Source organism: Aeromonas sp. AE23HZ002T15 (assembly GCF_054165525.2).
In genome coordinates, this window is sequence record NZ_CM201342.1 from 1,130,247 (window position 1) to 1,147,267 (window position 17,021).

A 17,021-nucleotide genomic window follows, 5' to 3' on the forward strand; every position below is an offset into this window, starting at 1 on the left:
GCGCCCATGTTTTCCAAGTTCTTCATCGAGCGCCCCATCTTCGCCAGCGTCATCTCCATCATCATAGTGCTGGCGGGGCTCGCGGCCATGCGCTCCCTCCCCATCGAGCAGTACCCGCAGATAACGCCCCCCGTAGTGTCGGTGACCACCTTCTATCCGGGTGCCACCCCGGAGGTCATCTCCCAGACGGTCGCAGCCCCTCTCGAGCAGCAGATCAACGGCGTCGAGAACATGCTCTACATGCAGTCCGGCTCCGCCTCCAACGGCCAGATGAACCTCAACATCTACTTCGAGATAGGGACGGATCCGGATCAGGCCACCATCAACGTCAACAACCGGGTCAGTGCGGCCATGGCCCAGCTGCCGGAAGAGGTGAAAAAGCAGGGGGTGACGGTCAAGAAGAAGTCCACCTCCATATTGCAGGTGGTGACCCTGCAATCCCCGGGCGGCACCTTCGACACCACCTATCTGTCGAACTATGCCCTGCTCAACATCATCGATGAGCTCAAGCGCATCCCGGGCGTCGGCGATACCACCCTGTTCGGCGGCACCGACTACGCCATGCGCATCTGGCTGCGGCCGGACCGGCTGGCCCAGCTGCAGCTCACCCCGAGCGATGTGATCAACGCCATCCGCGAGCAGAACACCCAGTTCGCGGCGGGCAAGATAGGCGCCCAGCCCACCACGGCCCCCGTCGACTTCACCTACACGGTACAGACCAAGGGGCGGCTCGAGGATGTGAACGAGTTCCAGAACATCATCATCCGCGCCATGCCGGATGGCGCCAAGATCCGGGTCAAGGACGTGGCCAGGGTCGAGATCGGCGGCAAGGATTACGATCTGCTGGCCAAGGCCAACGGCAAGCCCACCATAGGCATCGCCACCTACCTGCAGCCAGGGGCCAACGCCGTGGCGGTCGCCGATCAGGTGCACGCCACCATGGCGCGCCTCAAGGAGCGCTTCCCCCAGGACATCGAGTACCAGATCCCCTACGACACCACCGAGTTCGTGAAGATCTCCATCGAGGAGGTGGTGCACACCCTGTTCGAGGCGATCGTGCTGGTGTTCGTGGTGGTCTACCTGTTCCTGCAGAACTTCCGGGCCACCCTGATCCCCTGCATCGCCGTGCCGGTCTCCCTCATCGGTACCTTCGCCGGCATGCTGATGCTGGGCTTCTCCATCAACCTGCTGACCCTGTTTGGTATGGTGCTCGCCATCGGCATAGTCGTGGATGACGCCATCGTCGTGCTGGAGAACGTCGAGCGGATCATGCAGGAGAAAAAGTGCTCCCCCAAAGAGGCCGCCATCCTCGCCATGCAGGAGGTCTCCGGCCCCGTGGTTGCCATCGTGCTGGTGCTGTGCGCCGTCTTCCTGCCGGTCGCCTTCATGGGTGGCATGACGGGGGTCATGTACAAGCAGTTCGCCATCACGATCGCGGTCTCGGTCGCCATCTCGGGTCTGGTTGCCCTCACCCTGTCACCGGCCCTGTGCGCCGTCTTGCTCAAAGAAGGTCATCACAAACCGGCCCGCTTCTTCGTCTGGTTCAACCATGCCTTCGACGGCCTGACCCGTCGCTACGTGCGCGGGGTCGCCTTCCTCAACCGCCGGGTCGGGGTGGCCTTCACCCTGATTGCGCTGATCCTGGTCGCCATCTATGGCCTCTTCACCCGGGTGCCCGGGGAACTGGTGCCGAACGAAGATCAGGGCTACCTGCTCTCCGCCGTCATGCTGCCGGATGCGGCCGCCCTCACCCGCACCCAGGCGGTGGCGAACGACTTCGACCAGATGGTGATGGCAAACCCCAACGTGAAGGACGTCATCACCTTCTCGGGCTTCGACATCCTCTCCAACGCCGTCATCAGCAACAGCGGCATCAGCTTCATCACCCTCAAGGACTGGAGCGAGCGCCAGAACGAGGGGCAGGACTCCTTCTCCCTGGCCAAGACCTTCCAGGGGCTGAGCCTGATGGGGCTGGCGGATGGCTTCGTCGCCTCCTTCAACCCGCCTCCCATCACCGGCATGTCCACCACGGGCGGGCTGGAGGCCTACCTGCAAAACCGCGGCAACGGCGATACCCAGGCCTTCTCCGCCGAGGTGCAGCGCTTCCTCGAGGCGGCCAAGCAGCGCCCCGAGTTTGCCAGCGTCACCAGCACCTACCGCGCCAACGTGCCCCAGGTCTATCTGGATCTGGATCGCGAGAAGGCCAAGGCCCTGGGGCTGCCCATCAATGCGGTGTTTGACACCATGCAGGCCACCTTCGGCCAAGTCTATGTCAACGACTTCAACCAGTTCGGCCGCACCTACCGGGTCCAGCTGCAGTCCGAGGCGGACTACCGCGCCAAGAAGAGCGATATCAGCAACGTCTATGTGCGCTCCAACACCGGCGAGATGATCCCGCTCAGCAGCCTGGTGACGGTGCGCGACAGCACGGGCCCCGAGCTGGTTGAGCGCTTCAACATCTTCCAGGCGGCCAAGATCATGGCGCAGCCGGCGCCGGGTTACAGCTCGGGTCAGGCCATCGCCGCCCTGGAGGCCGTGGCGGGCGAGACCCTCGGCAACGACGCAAAGCTGGAGTGGACCGGCTCCGCCTATCAGGAGAAGGCGGCCGCCGGCAGCGCCGGCACCGCGTTCGGCTTCGGCATCGTCATGATCTTCCTCATCCTGGCGGCCCAGTACGAGCGCTGGAGCCTGCCCTTTGCGGTGATCACCGCCGTACCCTTCGCCCTGTTCGGCGCCCTGCTCGCCACCTGGCTGGTGGGGCTCACCAACAACGTCTACTTCCAGATAGGCCTGGTGACCCTGGTGGGGCTCGCCGCCAAGAACGCCATCCTGATCGTGGAGTTCGCGGTGATGAAGCACGAGGAGGGGATGAACCTCATCGAGTCGGCGCTGGAGGCGGCACGGCTGCGTTTTCGCCCCATCATCATGACCTCGCTCGCCTTCATCCTCGGCTGTGTGCCCCTGGTGACCTCGAGCGGCGCCGGCGCCGCCAGCCGTCACGCCCTCGGCTGGCCCGTGATAGGGGGCATGCTGGCGGCCACCTTCATCGCCATCTTCTTCATTCCGCTCTTCTTCCGCCTCATCATGAAGCGATCGGAGCGAAAAGACGCTAAGGCACCCAAGGAGACACACTGAGAGTGACAAGCCCCCGCCCAGGCGGGGGCTTGCTTCTCTGCCCCCTGCCCGGCGGCCAGCCACCTTTTCCCTGTTAGCCTCAAGTCCCTGTCAGCCCTCACAAATTGCGCGGCCCACAGCCGCCACACCTTGACCTTCACCTTTCGGTAAGGTTTACATTCGCCACATCCGTCATTGGGAAGCTGCCCATGTTGTCATCCAGATTGCCCACAGAGCTCATCGCCCGGCTGTTGCTGGCGCTGGTGCTCATCTGCAATCTGACCCTGTGCATCAGCTGGCACAGCGCCGCGGTCGACGAGGGCGCCTCCCCGGATGCCATGATGCTCATGAGCGGCAACGCCGAACCCTCCCCGGCCATGCAGAGCCTCCCCTGCCACGACGGCCAGGCCAGCGCCCAGAGCCAGGATGACTGCCAGATGCATGGCGGCCTCACCGGCGGCATCCCCTTGCTGGCGGTCCTGCTCACCCTCTTTGCCCTGCCCCTGCTGCTGATGCCCCGACTGGGCATAGGTCTGCTGGATCAGTGGCTGCGTGACCCCTTGCTGCGCCTGCGCGGCGCCCATCCCCCCTCCTGGCCCAGACGGCATCTGATGCTCTCTGTGCTGCGCCATTAAAAACCTCTTCTCCCGCTAGCCCGCGCGATGGCATGCCCATCGCCAACAGCAACTCGTGCCAGTAATTCCTGTCGCTGGCGCCCTGTTTGCCGACCAAGCCTGCTAGTCAAGATCCCGTTTCCGGCGGCCTTTCAAGGTCAGCCCGTGCCGCGCCTTCTGTACAGAAGCGTCTGCACCTAACCTGGGGATCCCGACCCGGCCTGGCGGCTCGTTAGAAGAGAAGATGTACCATGCCATCAGCCAAGATGTTTGCGCCCCTGCGCGCCCGGCCCACCTGTCCGACTCATGCAGGAGGCCTCTTATGAACAAGTCTCTGATCCTCTCAGCCCTGCTGCTCGCCCTCGGAGCCTGCGGCGGCTACTGGGCCGCCAAACAGACCGGTGATGGCGCCGGTGCCAAAGAGAAGACACCGCTTTACTGGGTCAACCCCATGGATCCCCGCGACAGGCGCGACGGACCCGCCAAGGACAATATGGGGATGGACTTTATCCCCGTCTACGAGGAGCAGAAAAACGGCTCACCGGGCACCGTCACCATCAGCCCCGAGATCCAGCAAAATCTGGGGGTGCGGCTCGCGAAGGTCGAGCGACTGCCCGTCCACCAGCAGATCGAGACCGTGGGTTACGTGGGTTATGACGAAGAGCGGCTGGAGGCCATCAACGCCCGCATGGCGGGCTGGATCCGCACCCTCGCCATCAAGAACGAGGGGCAGAAGGTCGCCAAAGGGAGCTTCATCTACGATCTCTACGCCCCGGACCTGGTGAACGCCCAGCACGAGTATCTGCTGGCGCTCAACACCGCCAACCCGCTGCTGCTACGCGCCGCCGAGGGCAAGCTGAAATCCCTGCAGGTGCCGGCGGATCAGATAGCCGCCCTCAAGCGCAGCCGCCAGGTGCAGGAGACCATCCGCATCTATGCCCCGAGCAGCGGTTATGTGTCCGAACTGAAAGTGCGCGAGGGCCAGTACGTGGAGCCCGCCGCCGCCCTGTTCAACATCAGCCCCCTCCAGCAGGTGTGGGTGAGCGCCGAGGTGTTCGAACGTCAGGCTTCCCAACTGAACGTCGGGGATCCGGTCACCATGACCCTGGACTACGCCCCCGGCCGTCAGTGGCAGGGCAAGGTGGACTACCTCTACCCCACCCTGGATGCGGTGACCCGCACCCTCAAGGTGCGCCTGCGTTTTGACAACCCCGACGAGTTCTTGAAGCCCAACATGTTCGCCAAGATAAGCATTCGCAGCGGCAGCGGTGCCCCCCAAACCCTGGTCCCGAGCGAAGCTGTGATCCGCACCGGCAGCCAGGACAGGCTGGTACTGGCCCTGGAGGATGGTGGCTTCAAATCGGTGGCGGTGACGCTCGGCCCCCAGTTCGGCGACAAGGTCGCCATCCAGAGCGGGGTCGAATCCGGCGATCGTATCGTCTCCTCGGCCCAGTTCCTGCTCGATTCGGAGTCCAGCATCACCTCCGACTTCCAGCGCATGACGGCGGTGCGACCTCAGCAGATCTGGACCCAGGGGGAGATCCAGGGGGTTGATCTGGCCGGCCGGACGGTAAGCGTCGCCCACCAGCCCATCCCGGAGTGGCAGTGGCCCGCCATGGAGATGGACTTCACCGTCGCGGACGGCGTCGATATCAGCCAGTTGAAACAGGGTCAGGCCCTGCACCTGCAGGTGGAGCAGGAGGGGGACGAGTACAAGATCGTCAAAATCCATGTCGAGGATGCCCCGACCACCAAGGCCACTCCCGCCAAAGATGACATGAAAGACATGGGCATGGAGGGTATGGATCACAGCCAGCACGATATGGGGGATAAATCATGATCCCTGCCATCCTTTGCCGCTTTGCTGGCAACCAGCCCTCCCAGCCGCCCGCGGGCCCTGAGCGAGGTGCCACATCATGATCCCGTCGATTATTCGCTGGTCCGTCGGCAACCGTTTCCTGGTGCTGCTGTTGACCGTCATGCTCACCGCCTGGGGGCTCTGGTCGGTCAAGCAGACCCCGGTGGACGCCCTGCCGGATCTCTCCGACGTCCAGGTGATCATCAAGACCTCCTACCCGGGCCAGGCGCCCCAGGTGGTGGAGGATCAGGTCACCTACCCCCTCACCACCGCCATGCTGGCGGTGCCGGGCGCCACCACGGTGCGTGGCTACTCCTTCTTCGGTGACTCCTTCGTCTATGTGCTGTTTGACGACAGCACGGATCTCTACTGGGCCCGCGCCCGGGTGCTGGAATACCTGAGCCAGGTGGCCCCTAGCCTGCCGGCCTCGGCGCAGCCCCAGCTCGGCCCCGACGCCACCGGGGTGGGCTGGGTCTACCAGTACGCCCTGGTAGACAGAACCGGCAAACACGACTTGAGCGAGCTCACCTCCCTGCAGAACTGGTTCCTGAAATACGAGCTGCAGACGGTGAGCGGCGTCTCCGAGGTCGCCACCGTCGGCGGCATGGTGCGCCAGTATCAGGTGCGGGTGGATCCGGACAAGCTGCGGGCCTACGGCATCCCGCTATCCCTCATCCAGACCGCCATCGAGATGGGCAACCAGGAGACGGGTGCCTCCGTCATCGAGATGGCGGAAGCGGAATACATGGTACGCTCCAACGGTTACCTCAAGAGCGTGGAGGATCTGAAGCAGATCCCGCTCGGTACCAATGTGCGAGGCGCCCCCCTGCTGCTGGGGGACGTGGCGGACGTGGTCACCGGCCCCCAGAGCCGGCGCGGCCTCGCCGAGCTGAACGGCGAGGGGGAAGTGGTGGGCGGCATCATCGTCATGCGCTACGGCGAGAATGCCCAGCGCACCATAGACGGGGTCAAGGCCCGGCTCGCCGAGCTCAAATCCAGCCTACCGGACGGGGTGGAAGTGGTGACTGTGTACGACCGCTCGGATCTCATCCAGCGCGCCATCGACAACCTCTCCGGCAAGCTCATCGAGGAGTTCGCCGTGGTGGTGCTGGTCTGTCTCGCCTTCCTGTTCCACCTGAGATCCTCCCTGGTGGTGGTGATCTCATTGCCCATCGCCATCCTGGTCGCCTTCATCGTCATGCACCTGCAGGGGATCAACGCCAACATCATGTCCCTGGGCGGCATCGCCATCGCCATCGGCGCCATGGTGGATGGTGCCATCGTGATGATAGAGAACGTCCACAAGCATATGGAGCGGGAGGCCCTCACCGACAAGAATCGCTGGCGGATCATCGCCGAAGCGAGCATAGAGGTGGGCCCCGCCATCTTCTTCTCCCTGCTCATCATCACCATGAGCTTCCTGCCGGTGTTTGCGCTTGAGGCGCAGGAGGGACGCATGTTCCACCCGCTGGCCTACACCAAGACCTACGCAATGGCGGCGGCGGCCGGGCTCTCCATCACGCTCGTGCCCATCATCATGGGCTACTTTATCCGCGGCAGGGTCTTGCCCGAGCAGGCCAACCCCCTCAACCGGGGTCTGAGCAACGGTTATATTCCGCTACTCAACGCCGTGCTGGCGCGCCCCAAGACCACGCTCGTCGCGGCTCTCGTGGTGACGGTCGTGGGCTTCTGGCCCCTCAAGCATCTGGGCTCAGAGTTCATACCGCCCTTCGATGAGGGGGACATCATGTACATGCCCACCACGGCGGCGAACATCTCGGTGGGCAAGGCGCGGGAGATACTGCAGCAGACCGACAAGCTCATCCGTACCGTGCCCGAGGTGCAGAACGTGTTCGGCAAAGCGGGTCGCGCCGACTCCGCCACCGATCCCGCCGATCTCGTGATGATGGAAACCAGCATACAGCTCAAGCCGCGGGGTCAGTGGCGCCCCGGCATGACCCCGGAGAAGCTGAAAGAGGAGCTCGACTCCCTCATCCGCTTCCCCGGCCTCACCAACGCCTGGGTCCCCCCCATCAAGACCCGCATCGACATGCTGGCCACCGGCATCAAGACCCCGGTGGGTATCAAGATAGCGGGCCCGGATCTCAAGGTCATTCAGGGGATAGGCCAACAGCTCGAGCAGATCGTCGGCAAGGTGCAGGGGGCGTCGTCCGTCTACGCCGAACGGGTGGCGGGCGGTCGCTACGTCAAGGTGGATATAGACCGGCTGAAGGCGGCCCGCTACGGCCTCAATATCGCCGAGGTGCAGGCGGTGCTCGCCACCGCGGTGGGCGGCATGGACGTGGGTCAGACCATAGAGGGGCGCGAGCGCTACCCCATCAACCTGCGCTATCCCCAGAGCTATCGCGACTCGGTGGCGAGCCTCGAGCTCTTGCCCCTGGTGACCCCCAAGGGGGAACGCATCGCCCTGGCGGACCTGGCCCGGGTCTATATCAGCGATGAGGCTCCCATGCTGCGCAGCGAAAACGCCCGCCTCAACGGCTGGGTCTACGTGGATATCCGGGACAGGGACATCGGTTCCTTCGTGGACGAGGCCAAGGCCGAGGTGGACAAGCAGCTGGTGCTGCCGGCGGGTTACGCCCTCACCTGGTCCGGGCAATACGAGTACATGGAGCGGGCCAAGGCCCGTCTGACCTACGTGGTGCCGCTGACGCTCGCCATCATAGTGCTGCTGCTCTATCTGGCGTTTCGCCGCTTCCAGGAGGTGCTGCTCATCCTCACTACCCTGCCGCTCGCCGTGGTGGGGGGGATCTGGACCGTCTGGCTGCTGGACTTCAACCTCTCGGTCGCCGTAGGCGTCGGCTTTATCGCCCTGGCCGGGGTGGCGGTGGAAACCGGGGTGCTGATGCTGGTCTACCTCAACCACGCCTGGGACGATCTCGTTGCCCGCGGCAAGCCCACCCTGCAAGGCCTGCACGACGCCGTCATTCAGGGCGCCGCCCTGCGCCTGCGCCCCAAGATGATGACGGTCGTGACCATCATCGCCGGCCTGCTGCCCATCATGTGGAGCCACGGCACCGGCTCCGAGGTGATGCAGCGCATCGCCGCCCCCATGATAGGCGGCATGGTGACCGCTCTGGTGCTGACCCTGCTGGTGCTGCCGGCGGCCTTCTATCTGTGGCGCAAACGCAGCCTGCCCGCTCATGAACAATCCGAATGACTCGAATACACAATCAACCATGAATCAGACATGTAAGGAAAACACCATGAACTTCAAGACGTTGACCCTGACCCTGCTGCTCGGCTTCGCCTCCCTTCAGGCCCAGGCCGAGATGACCATGAGCCACGAGGGGCACGACATGTCCCAGATGGAAGGAATGGAGATGGGTGACACGACCATGACCCGGGGGGTCATCACTCGCATCGATGCCGCCAACGGCAAGGTGGGGATCAAGCACGAGGCCATCAGCAATCTCAAGATGCCCCCCATGACCATGACCTTTCGGGTGGCGGACCCCGCCCTGCTGGAGGGATTCCAGGCCGGGGATGCGGTTAGCTTCCACGCCGCCAATCCGGCGGGCAAGCTGACAGTGACCATGCTGCAGAAACAGTAACGGGGCCGGGATCAACAGGGATGGGGGAGGAAGATTCTCCTCCCCCATCCCTTTTATTGAGCTTGGCTACCGCCCCATGTCAGCCGACGTTCCTTAAACATCCCGGATATTATTCGACACGAAGTGCACACGATATTGCGAATATCATCCTGCTTGCTATGTCTCGTATTTAGAGCAACAGCGTCATATTGATTAAGATAAAAACAATAAAATATTAACAACCATTCAGTTGGCATTCAGCAAAAAATACACATCTCCCCTTACTATCGAGACTCCCATTCATGATAGGAGTCATACCAAGCCAATAAACCAAACAGCCGATAATTCCATTCAATATAACCCTGTATGAGAGCAAGGATATTGCTTTCGGCTCTACTGCGCTCTTGTAGAGAACAATAAGGACATTATATGAAAAAGCACATTCTGTTCGGTATATTCACCGCACTGGCTGCCGGCAATGCGATGGCACAATCCCCGGAGATCGCCGCCTACTATTTGAGTGGGCCGGATGCCCCGGCCAATACTCCCGCCTATTATGCCTCGTTGGATAATCTGGAAGCCTTGAGTCAGCAGGTCGCCAGTCAGAAGAGCAACTTCAATAAATTGGTGCTGTCGTTCGTCCAGCCCAGTCTGGTCAATTACACGCAAAACGATCTCGCCTGCACCGGGTTATTCGGCTATGTCTGCGACACGGCCACCGCCAATAAAAAATCAAGAGACAATAAATCCACCGCCGACTTTTCCCAGCTCAAGGAGATCATCAACACCTTCAAGCTACACGGGGTGGAGACCTATATCGCCGTCGGGGGATGGAACTTCAGCTGCATCCCGGAATACTACGATGTCACCGCGGGCAAGGTGGATGCCTGTGGCCCAGCCGGGGAGAAATATGACTCCTTCCCCAACCCTGGCCCCCGTAACCGCTTCGACAATCCCATCTCCGGCCAGGCCGCGGATCAGGCCTACCGAAACGTGGTACAGCTGGCCAGCGATCTCGGCGTGGCGGGCATCGATCTGGACTACGAAGAGTTCTGGCATGCGGACCTCAACGCCTACAGCTGGCGCCTGACGCCGGATTCGGTGCAGACGCCTGCCAGCAGTCCGGAGTACCTCGACACCGCCGAGCTGATGAGCCAGGGCAAGGGGCCGCTGGTCTATGACGACAACATGCAACTCGATCCCGCCCAGAAGCCCTACCCCAGGATCATGCCGGACACGGTCGACAAGTTTGCGGCCATCCTGGGCTCCCTCTACAGCGCCATCGATGCCATCGATCCCGGGCTGGCGCTGAGCACGGCGGCGCCGGCCACCGGCGGGCTCCCCAATATGTCGGCCAACTGGGGCAGCAATGCCCAGACCAGCCACACCTATGGGGGTGCCTGGTGGGGCGGCAACCTGTATGGCCTCATCTACAACACGGCCCTGCAATATCCGGACAAGATCGACCGGCTCAGCACCATAGGCATCATGTCCTATGACTTGAGCGAAACGGACTGCGGCGGAGATACCAATATTCCCTGCGATCTGGCGGGACAGGTCGATTATTACTATGGCTCCTTCTTCAGCTGGTTGAAATCCGGCGATACATTGCGACCTGGGCATGCACTGATAAAAGGGGCCCCCAATTATGCGACCGCATCCATTCAACCACAGAAGTTGTTGATTTCTCCGCCCATCACGGTCGGCTTCGAAGTCGGCAGGCCGGCCACCGGCAATTTGGTACTGAGCAAGGACTTGCTCAATGAAATAGCCAACCGCACCGCAAAATATGCCCCCTCCGGCATGATCATGTGGGATCTCTATAAGGACAAGCGTCATGATGAACCCATGGGGAGCTGGGATCCCGAGTGGGCCAGGCCCAATGACGTATTGACCGTCACCTGTGACGTCATGGGATTAAAGGGCGAGCACTATGACTGTGCCAGCACTGTCCCCAATCCCTGATATCGAGACCGGAAATATAACCTGAACGAAACATGCCGGCGCATCTCGCGCCGGCATGTTTCCATCATATATTCATGGTCATCCATATTATTGCCGTTTTATTGATGGCCATCCCTGATTCCATTTCTCCAAGCCGGAGGATGAAATAACAGTCCAATAAAAATGGGCAGGTTATTCCTGCCCATTGGTTATATGGATGCGCCGTTCTCAGCCGCGAATATGCTCGATAAAGGCGTCGATCTGCTCGCGGCCACAGGCCGGGTTCATGAAGACCGCCTTCTCGCCGGCGATATAGGAGTACTTGCCCCGCTCGTCGTACTCGGAGTGGGCCACCGCCTCCACCCAGTTGGTGAAGAGCCCCACCTTGCCGCGATGCTTGAACAGGTCGCGATGATAATCGGTGTTGCGTTGCAGCCGCGCCTTGTAGGCGGGATCGGCGCTGCGGGCCAGCTCGAAGGCGAACTCGGCTTCCGGATCGCTCACCCACTCAGGGTTGTAGATCTTGAAGCCCACGCTCGGCCCCTGGTTCTCCTGGGCCACCAGCTTGACGTTGCCGAGCTGGCTCAGGCGGAAGCGGAAGTAGTTCGCGTTCTGCAGGCAGTGGGCCAGCACGGTGCGATACCCCTCCACCCCCATGTAGTTGAGGGCCGCATAGGCGCCGAACAGGCCGCTCGCCCCACGGGAGCATTCGATGGTGGACTGCAGGTGGGTCTGACCCTGGATGTCCCGCTCGAAGTAGGAGAAGTTCTCCGGATCGTTCTCCATCGCCTTGAGATCGTCCTGCTCCTTGATCATCACCAGGCTGGAGGTGTAGGGCACATAGCCCCACTTCTGGAAGTCGACGGTGAAGGAGTCGGCGTATTTCAGCTCGGCAAAACGCGTCACGTTGCGCTCAATGCCCGCCAGGGTGGCGGCATTGATGGCCAGCGGGTTGGCGGCAAAGTCGTAATCCAGGAAGAAGATCATCGACCAACCGATGGCGGCATCCACGTGGATATGAGGCTTGACCGCCACCTCGAAGCGTTCGCACAGGCGATCCCTCAGCTCCACCACGGGTTTGACCTGATCCACCCCGAAGGTGTCCGTGGTGCCCATGGTGAGCATGATGGTGGGGACCACGTGTTTGAGGGCGAAACAGGCGGTCAGGGTGCGCTCGAGATCCACCAGATCGATGTCGTTGTTCTCACCGACCTGGATGCGGATGGTCTTGTTCTCGATGTCCACCCCGAGCAGGGAGAGGTTGGTGATGTTGGAGTAGTGGCCGCCCTGGGAGTTGATGATGCGGTAGTCCTGATAGTGGCCGAGCCCCTTGTGCTTGGCCTCGGGCAGGCTCTTGCGGATGCCGAGCAGATAGCCGTAGAGGTTACAGAAGGTCCCCCCCTGGGTGAAGATGCCGGTGGCGCGATGGGGATCATAGCCCGCCAGCAGGGCTATCTGGCGCACCACCTTCTTCTCGAGCTCCTCGGCCACCCCGGCGTACTCGGAGTAGACCAGGTTCGGGTTCGCCAGAATGCCCATCTGGGCGCCGTAGATGGCGGGATCCGCCGACATGGTGATGACGTTCTCGACGCTGGAGGGGTTCTCCCAGTCTTTGGAGAGGGCACCGGCGAACAGCAGCTCGGTCATGGGCTCGCCCGGGGCGCGCATGGCCTGCGGCACCGGCATGGTCTCGCAGAGATCCGCGAGGCGGGCGCGGCCATCGGGCCAGGCATTGAGGCGCGCATCCGGCGCCAGGCCGCGGGCGCGAAACTCGTTGAGGGTGGCGAAGCCGGGCTCGCGAAACACCGGCCAGAGATCGGGATTGCGGGAGAAGTAGTGAGCCTTGACGGTGGCGAAACGGGCGGCGAATGCGGGGGAGACGGCGTTGACGCCGTCGTCTTTCAGATAAACCAGGTCACTCATTGTTGTTACCATTAATACTGCAGAGGTGGCCCGGTTATACCCCTCGGGTAGCGTTTGAAACAGCGACAATAACTAATGGCCTGCCCTACTTTTTATCATGCTCCAGGCGGGACAAGGGCTGGCCGTGAGGCCGCCACCCAGGCCGGCTCTCGTTTCGTGATCCCGCTCTCACCCGCCGTGATGCCGCGCGAAAGCGGGTAACCCGGCAGGCCTGATGCAGCTCCTAACGCAGTGCCGCCGCCAGCCAGCTCTCCAGCTCCGCGAGCTCGGTCCGCTGGGCGGGGAACTCCTCCTGCAGCGCCCTGATCAATGCCGAGACCGCCACCGGTTGATAGAGGGTGCCCGGCAGTCGCTCCGCCAAGACATCCAGGGGGGCCGGCTCCAGGCTGTCGCTGAAGATCTGCGCCCGCCCTATGACCCCCTTCTCCACGTCGAAGTGCAGCTCGACCCCGCCCCAGCCGAAGCGCTCGTCCAGCCGATGGCTGAACGCCGGCGCATGGCCGAAGTTCCACTCCCAGCTGCGCTGGCGGGCGAAGGTCTCGGCAAAGCCGGGCAAGTCCGGCAGCCGTTCGGGGGAGATATGCTCGGGCTGAACCCGCTCACCATAGTGGCTGAAGAAGGCCTCCATGAGGGCCTCGCTCACCCCTTGATGGTCGATCCCCGGCAGCAATTCGCTGAGGTTGGCGACCCGGCTGCGCACCGAGGTGATGCCCTTGGCCGCGAGCTTCTTCGGGTCCGGGTTGAGGTAGTTGGCGAGCCGGCTGAGATCGGCGTCCAGCAGCAGGGTACCGTGATGAAAGCCGCGATCCTGGGTCTCCCGGTAGGCCGAACCCGACACCTTGCGATCCCCGTCCGGAGTCGCCACCAGCAGATCGTTGCGACCGGAGGCAAAAGCCTCCACCCCCAGCCGCTTCAGGGCATCCAGCACGATGGCGGTGGAGACCTGCTTGTCATAGCCGGGCTTGCCCGCCATGAAGGTGAAGCAGCTGTTGCCAAGGTCGTGGAACACGGCACCACCGCCGCTGCTGCGCCGGGCCAGGGTTATCCCGTCCTCCTCCATGCGGCGGGTGTTGCACTCCTTCCAGGGGTTCTGGGCACGGCCTATCACCACGGTATTGGCGTTGCGCCACAGGAACAGCACCCGCTGACGCGGGTCCATCTGGCGGAAGATGCACTCCTCCACCGCCAGGTTGAACAGGGGGTCGTGGGAATCCGAGATAAGCAGGCGCAGGGGGAGCATAGGCAAGCCTTGTCGAGAGGATGGGAGTCCGATAGTACCATCTTGGGCCGACAGATGAGCCCTGGTCTCTGCGCAAAAGCTGCCAACGCGGGATCAGGGGGCCCGTTGCCAACCCCTGTCCACCAGCAGCACGCCTATCACCATGGCGACCACGAAGAGCCTTATCAGGGGCTGGCCTGCCGTGATGAGGGCCAGGGCCGGACCCGGGCAGATGCCGGCCATGCCCCAACCGATGCCAAAGAGGGCGGCCCCCCCGAGCAGTCGAGCATCCAGGGTCGGCACGGGCACGGCGGCCATGGGCTCCCCCAGCAGGCTCTGGTGACGGGGCCGCACCAGCAGGAAATAACCCGGCATAAACACCAGCAGGGCGCCCCCCATCACGAAGGCGAGGCTGGGATCCCAGGCGCCTGCCACGTCGAGGAAACCCAGCACCCTCTCCGGATCCACCATGCCGGAGAGGGCGAGACCCAGCCCGAACAGTAGGCCACAAAATAGACTCATCAAGCGTTCCATGGGGTCTTCCTCACAACAGGTGGTGGCTGACAAAGACGGTGAGCACGGCGGTGGCCATGAAGACGAGGGTGGCCACCAGAGAGCGCCGGGAGAGCCGTCCCACCCCGCAGATGCCGTGACCGCTGGTGCAGCCGTTGCCAAGGCGAGTGCCTATGCCCACCAGCAGGCCCGCCAGCGCGACCCAGGGCCAGGCAGGCAACACCGCCAGTGTCGGCAGGCTTGCCCAGCCGAGGGCAAAGGCCAGCAGCGCCCCACCGGCCAGGCCCAGCAGGAACAACCAGCGCCAGCCGCCTCTCTCCTGCAGAGCTCCCGCCAGTATGCCGCTGATCCCGGCCACCCGGCCGTTGAACAGCATCAGCAGCAGGGCGGACAGGCCGATCAGCAGGCCGCCACCGAGGGCAAACCACCATTGGCTCTCAAACATAGGGACTCTCCAGTCAGGGGGCGGTATGGGCGCCGTATCCGCTCTCAGGGCGGCAAATGGGCCCACCCATTTAATTAGCAAGCTCTAATATTGATCATTCTATCGCCTACCAAAACATTAGCAACATCTAATTTACAGCCGCCATCGGGGACAACTCGCCACCCGGCGAAGCGTCATGGATGCCGTTTCGGATCCCGGAAACTTGTTTCCGGATGTTGCAAGACAGGTCCCATCCTTTACCTTCCCGGCCCGGTTCTGTACCATCTTGCCGTTCATTCACAGCGGAGACCATCAGTGGGCAACTCATCAAGTGACAGTAGCAAGCCGGCCATGGGCGTCGGCAGCCAGGTCGCGAGCTAGCCGCAGCAATCGTTCTGCCGCGCCTCGCGATCCCGCGAGAGGCGAGCATCTCCTCCCCTTCTCTTTTCACACTTGACGTCAAGTGACCGGCCAAGCACCGGACACCTTGCCTGCATAGTTTCTGCTTCCCACAAGGAGGCTGCTATGCGTTTTGTTTCAACCCATTTTGCTTCAACACCCGTCATCTCTGCCGCGACATCTGGCGCACACGCCCTGCTCGGCAAGCTGGGTCTGGGAGCCCTGTCACGCAGGCTGGGCAGGCAGCGGCAACACCATTACCGGTTGCGGATCCGCTGTCAGGACAGGGCCGACATGCTCCCCGTACTGGCGCTGGTGGCTCATACCCTGCAACCGGCGGGGCTAGTGCCCTCGCAATCCATGAGACCGGGACGCGACGGGGGACGGGAGCTGGTACTGGATCTCTACTGCACCCCGCCCCAGCGCCGCTACCTGGTGCAGTTCGTGCATCAGGCCGGGCTCAGCCACCCGGTACGCTGGGAGCTGCGCCCGGGCCCCTGATCCCGGACTCAGGCGCCAGGGCGCAGAGAAGCGTCGCAGGCCCCCGGGTGCCGGGGGCCTGCTCATCATTCACGGCCAGCCACTCTGGGTGCTGGCAGCCTCGATCCGTGCAACATTTTCATCTGCCATGATGGCCTTCCACGCACGGGTCTATCTTCACTTTGCACATGACAGGTGTTTCATCTGCCATCTCGAAGGCCATCGTCATCAAGAGGAGTACGCCATGAGAATGTGGCAACAATTTGATCTGCTGGCCCTGACAGATACCCTGGCCAGCCTGCTGCTGGCCTTCGTGCTCGGCAGCCTGGTGGGGCTGGAGCGCCAGTACCGCCAGCGCACCGCCGGCCTGCGCACCAACGTGCTGGTGGCCGTGGGGGCGGCCCTGTTCGTCAATCTGGCCCAGCGCATCTATGACCTGCACGGGGGCAGCTACGGGGTGGTCCACGTGGTGGCCTATATCGTCTCCGGCATCGGCTTCCTCGGCGCCGGCGTCATCATGCGGGAATCGGGCAACATCCGCGGCATCAACACCGCCGCCACCCTCTGGGGGGTCGCCGCCGTGGGGGCCGCCTGCGGTGCCGGCTTCGCCATGGAAGCCATACTCGGCGCCCTCTTCGTGCTGGCCGCCAACACCCTGCTGCGCCCTCTGGTCAATCAGATCAACCGCCACCCGGTGGACAACGAGGATACCGAGCTGACCTATCGCGTCACCGCCCTCATCCGCCGTACCCACCAGAAAGAGGTGCTGCCCTGGCTGGAGCAGCAGCTGGAGCAGGCCAACTACCCCCTGAGCGAGCTCGATATCGAGCCGTTCGGGGAGCAGGACCTGGAGATCTCCGCCGTGCTGCTCGCCACCTCCATCGACGGTGACGAGCTGGACGCCCTGATGAAGACCCTGGGCCAGCATCCCCGCATCAAGCAGGTGTTCTGGCGTACCAGTACCACGGATTGAGTGCCA

Annotated in this window: 12 protein-coding genes; 8 read left to right on the top strand and 4 right to left on the bottom strand. The window is 62.8% G+C overall.

Features of this window, described 5'->3' with window-relative positions; genetic code table 11:
• The first annotated feature begins 6 nt into the window (after positions 1–6).
• The 6 genes from ACT5M9_RS05105 (at position 7) to ACT5M9_RS05130 (ending at position 11,105) form a co-directional block, all read left to right on the top strand.
• On the top strand, positions 7–3,135 hold the full coding sequence (locus ACT5M9_RS05105) for an efflux RND transporter permease subunit (RefSeq protein ID WP_457981236.1): 3,129 nt from the start codon (positions 7–9) through the stop codon (positions 3,133–3,135).
• Between the two features lie 188 nt (positions 3,136–3,323).
• Positions 3,324–3,749 (top strand): hypothetical protein, encoded by a 426-nt coding sequence (locus ACT5M9_RS05110; RefSeq protein ID WP_457981235.1) that lies wholly within the window; start codon positions 3,324–3,326, stop codon positions 3,747–3,749.
• A 301-nt stretch (positions 3,750–4,050) separates the two neighbouring features.
• Positions 4,051–5,568 carry an efflux RND transporter periplasmic adaptor subunit gene (locus ACT5M9_RS05115; RefSeq protein ID WP_457981233.1) on the top strand — a complete coding sequence of 506 codons (1,518 nt, stop codon included), beginning with the start codon at positions 4,051–4,053 and terminating at the stop codon, positions 5,566–5,568.
• 76 nt (positions 5,569–5,644) lie between these two features.
• On the top strand, positions 5,645–8,767 hold the full coding sequence (locus ACT5M9_RS05120; protein WP_457981231.1) for an efflux RND transporter permease subunit: 3,123 nt from the start codon (positions 5,645–5,647) through the stop codon (positions 8,765–8,767).
• A gap of 46 nt (positions 8,768–8,813) precedes the next feature.
• A complete protein-coding gene (locus ACT5M9_RS05125) occupies positions 8,814–9,161 on the top strand; it encodes a copper-binding protein (RefSeq protein ID WP_457981229.1) in 348 nt (115 codons plus the stop codon).
• Positions 9,162–9,569: 408 nt separating this feature from the next.
• Positions 9,570–11,105: a toxin gene (locus ACT5M9_RS05130; protein ID WP_457981227.1), complete on the top strand. Its 1,536-nt coding sequence runs from the start codon at positions 9,570–9,572 to the stop codon at positions 11,103–11,105.
• Positions 11,106–11,312: 207 nt separating this feature from the next.
• On the opposite strand, the gene ACT5M9_RS05135 is transcribed toward ACT5M9_RS05130, so the two are convergent.
• The 4 genes from ACT5M9_RS05135 to ACT5M9_RS05150 all read right to left on the bottom strand — a co-directional run bounded on the left by ACT5M9_RS05135 (position 11,313) and on the right by ACT5M9_RS05150 (position 15,211).
• On the bottom strand, positions 11,313–13,007 hold the full coding sequence (locus ACT5M9_RS05135) for a pyridoxal phosphate-dependent decarboxylase family protein (RefSeq protein WP_457981225.1): 1,695 nt from the start codon (positions 13,005–13,007) through the stop codon (positions 11,313–11,315).
• A 223-nt stretch (positions 13,008–13,230) separates the two neighbouring features.
• Positions 13,231–14,247: a lipoate--protein ligase gene (gene lplA, locus ACT5M9_RS05140; protein WP_457981223.1), complete on the bottom strand. Its 1,017-nt coding sequence runs from the start codon at positions 14,245–14,247 to the stop codon at positions 13,231–13,233.
• Between the two features lie 93 nt (positions 14,248–14,340).
• Positions 14,341–14,760: a DUF6691 family protein gene (locus ACT5M9_RS05145; RefSeq protein WP_457981221.1), complete on the bottom strand. Its 420-nt coding sequence runs from the start codon at positions 14,758–14,760 to the stop codon at positions 14,341–14,343.
• Between the two features lie 10 nt (positions 14,761–14,770).
• A complete protein-coding gene (locus ACT5M9_RS05150; protein WP_457981656.1) occupies positions 14,771–15,211 on the bottom strand; it encodes a YeeE/YedE family protein in 441 nt (146 codons plus the stop codon).
• A gap of 477 nt (positions 15,212–15,688) precedes the next feature.
• On the opposite strand from ACT5M9_RS05150, the gene ACT5M9_RS05155 reads away from it, so the two are divergent.
• Together ACT5M9_RS05155 and ACT5M9_RS05160 are read left to right on the top strand one after the other, a co-directional pair.
• Positions 15,689–16,063 carry a hypothetical protein gene (locus ACT5M9_RS05155; protein WP_457981219.1) on the top strand — a complete coding sequence of 125 codons (375 nt, stop codon included), beginning with the start codon at positions 15,689–15,691 and terminating at the stop codon, positions 16,061–16,063.
• 223 nt (positions 16,064–16,286) lie between these two features.
• Complete coding sequence (locus ACT5M9_RS05160; protein ID WP_349918705.1) at positions 16,287–17,015, top strand: MgtC/SapB family protein; 729 nt, start codon at positions 16,287–16,289, stop codon at positions 17,013–17,015.
• The last annotated feature ends 6 nt before the right edge of the window (positions 17,016–17,021 follow it).

Coding starts and splice junctions, on each gene's coding strand:
- ACT5M9_RS05105 (WP_457981236.1), top strand. CDS start 7: ATGTTTTCCAAGTTCTTCATCGAGCGCCCCATCTTCGCCAGCGTCATC.
- ACT5M9_RS05110 (WP_457981235.1), top strand. CDS start 3,324: ATGTTGTCATCCAGATTGCCCACAGAGCTCATCGCCCGGCTGTTGCTG.
- ACT5M9_RS05125 (WP_457981229.1), top strand. CDS start 8,814: ATGAACTTCAAGACGTTGACCCTGACCCTGCTGCTCGGCTTCGCCTCC.
- ACT5M9_RS05120 (WP_457981231.1), top strand. CDS start 5,645: ATGATCCCGTCGATTATTCGCTGGTCCGTCGGCAACCGTTTCCTGGTG.
- ACT5M9_RS05145 (WP_457981221.1), bottom strand. CDS start 14,760: ATGGAACGCTTGATGAGTCTATTTTGTGGCCTACTGTTCGGGCTGGGT.
- lplA (WP_457981223.1), bottom strand. CDS start 14,247: ATGCTCCCCCTGCGCCTGCTTATCTCGGATTCCCACGACCCCCTGTTC.
- ACT5M9_RS05115 (WP_457981233.1), top strand. CDS start 4,051: ATGAACAAGTCTCTGATCCTCTCAGCCCTGCTGCTCGCCCTCGGAGCC.
- ACT5M9_RS05155 (WP_457981219.1), top strand. CDS start 15,689: ATGCGTTTTGTTTCAACCCATTTTGCTTCAACACCCGTCATCTCTGCC.
- ACT5M9_RS05160 (WP_349918705.1), top strand. CDS start 16,287: ATGAGAATGTGGCAACAATTTGATCTGCTGGCCCTGACAGATACCCTG.
- ACT5M9_RS05135 (WP_457981225.1), bottom strand. CDS start 13,007: ATGAGTGACCTGGTTTATCTGAAAGACGACGGCGTCAACGCCGTCTCC.
- ACT5M9_RS05130 (WP_457981227.1), top strand. CDS start 9,570: ATGAAAAAGCACATTCTGTTCGGTATATTCACCGCACTGGCTGCCGGC.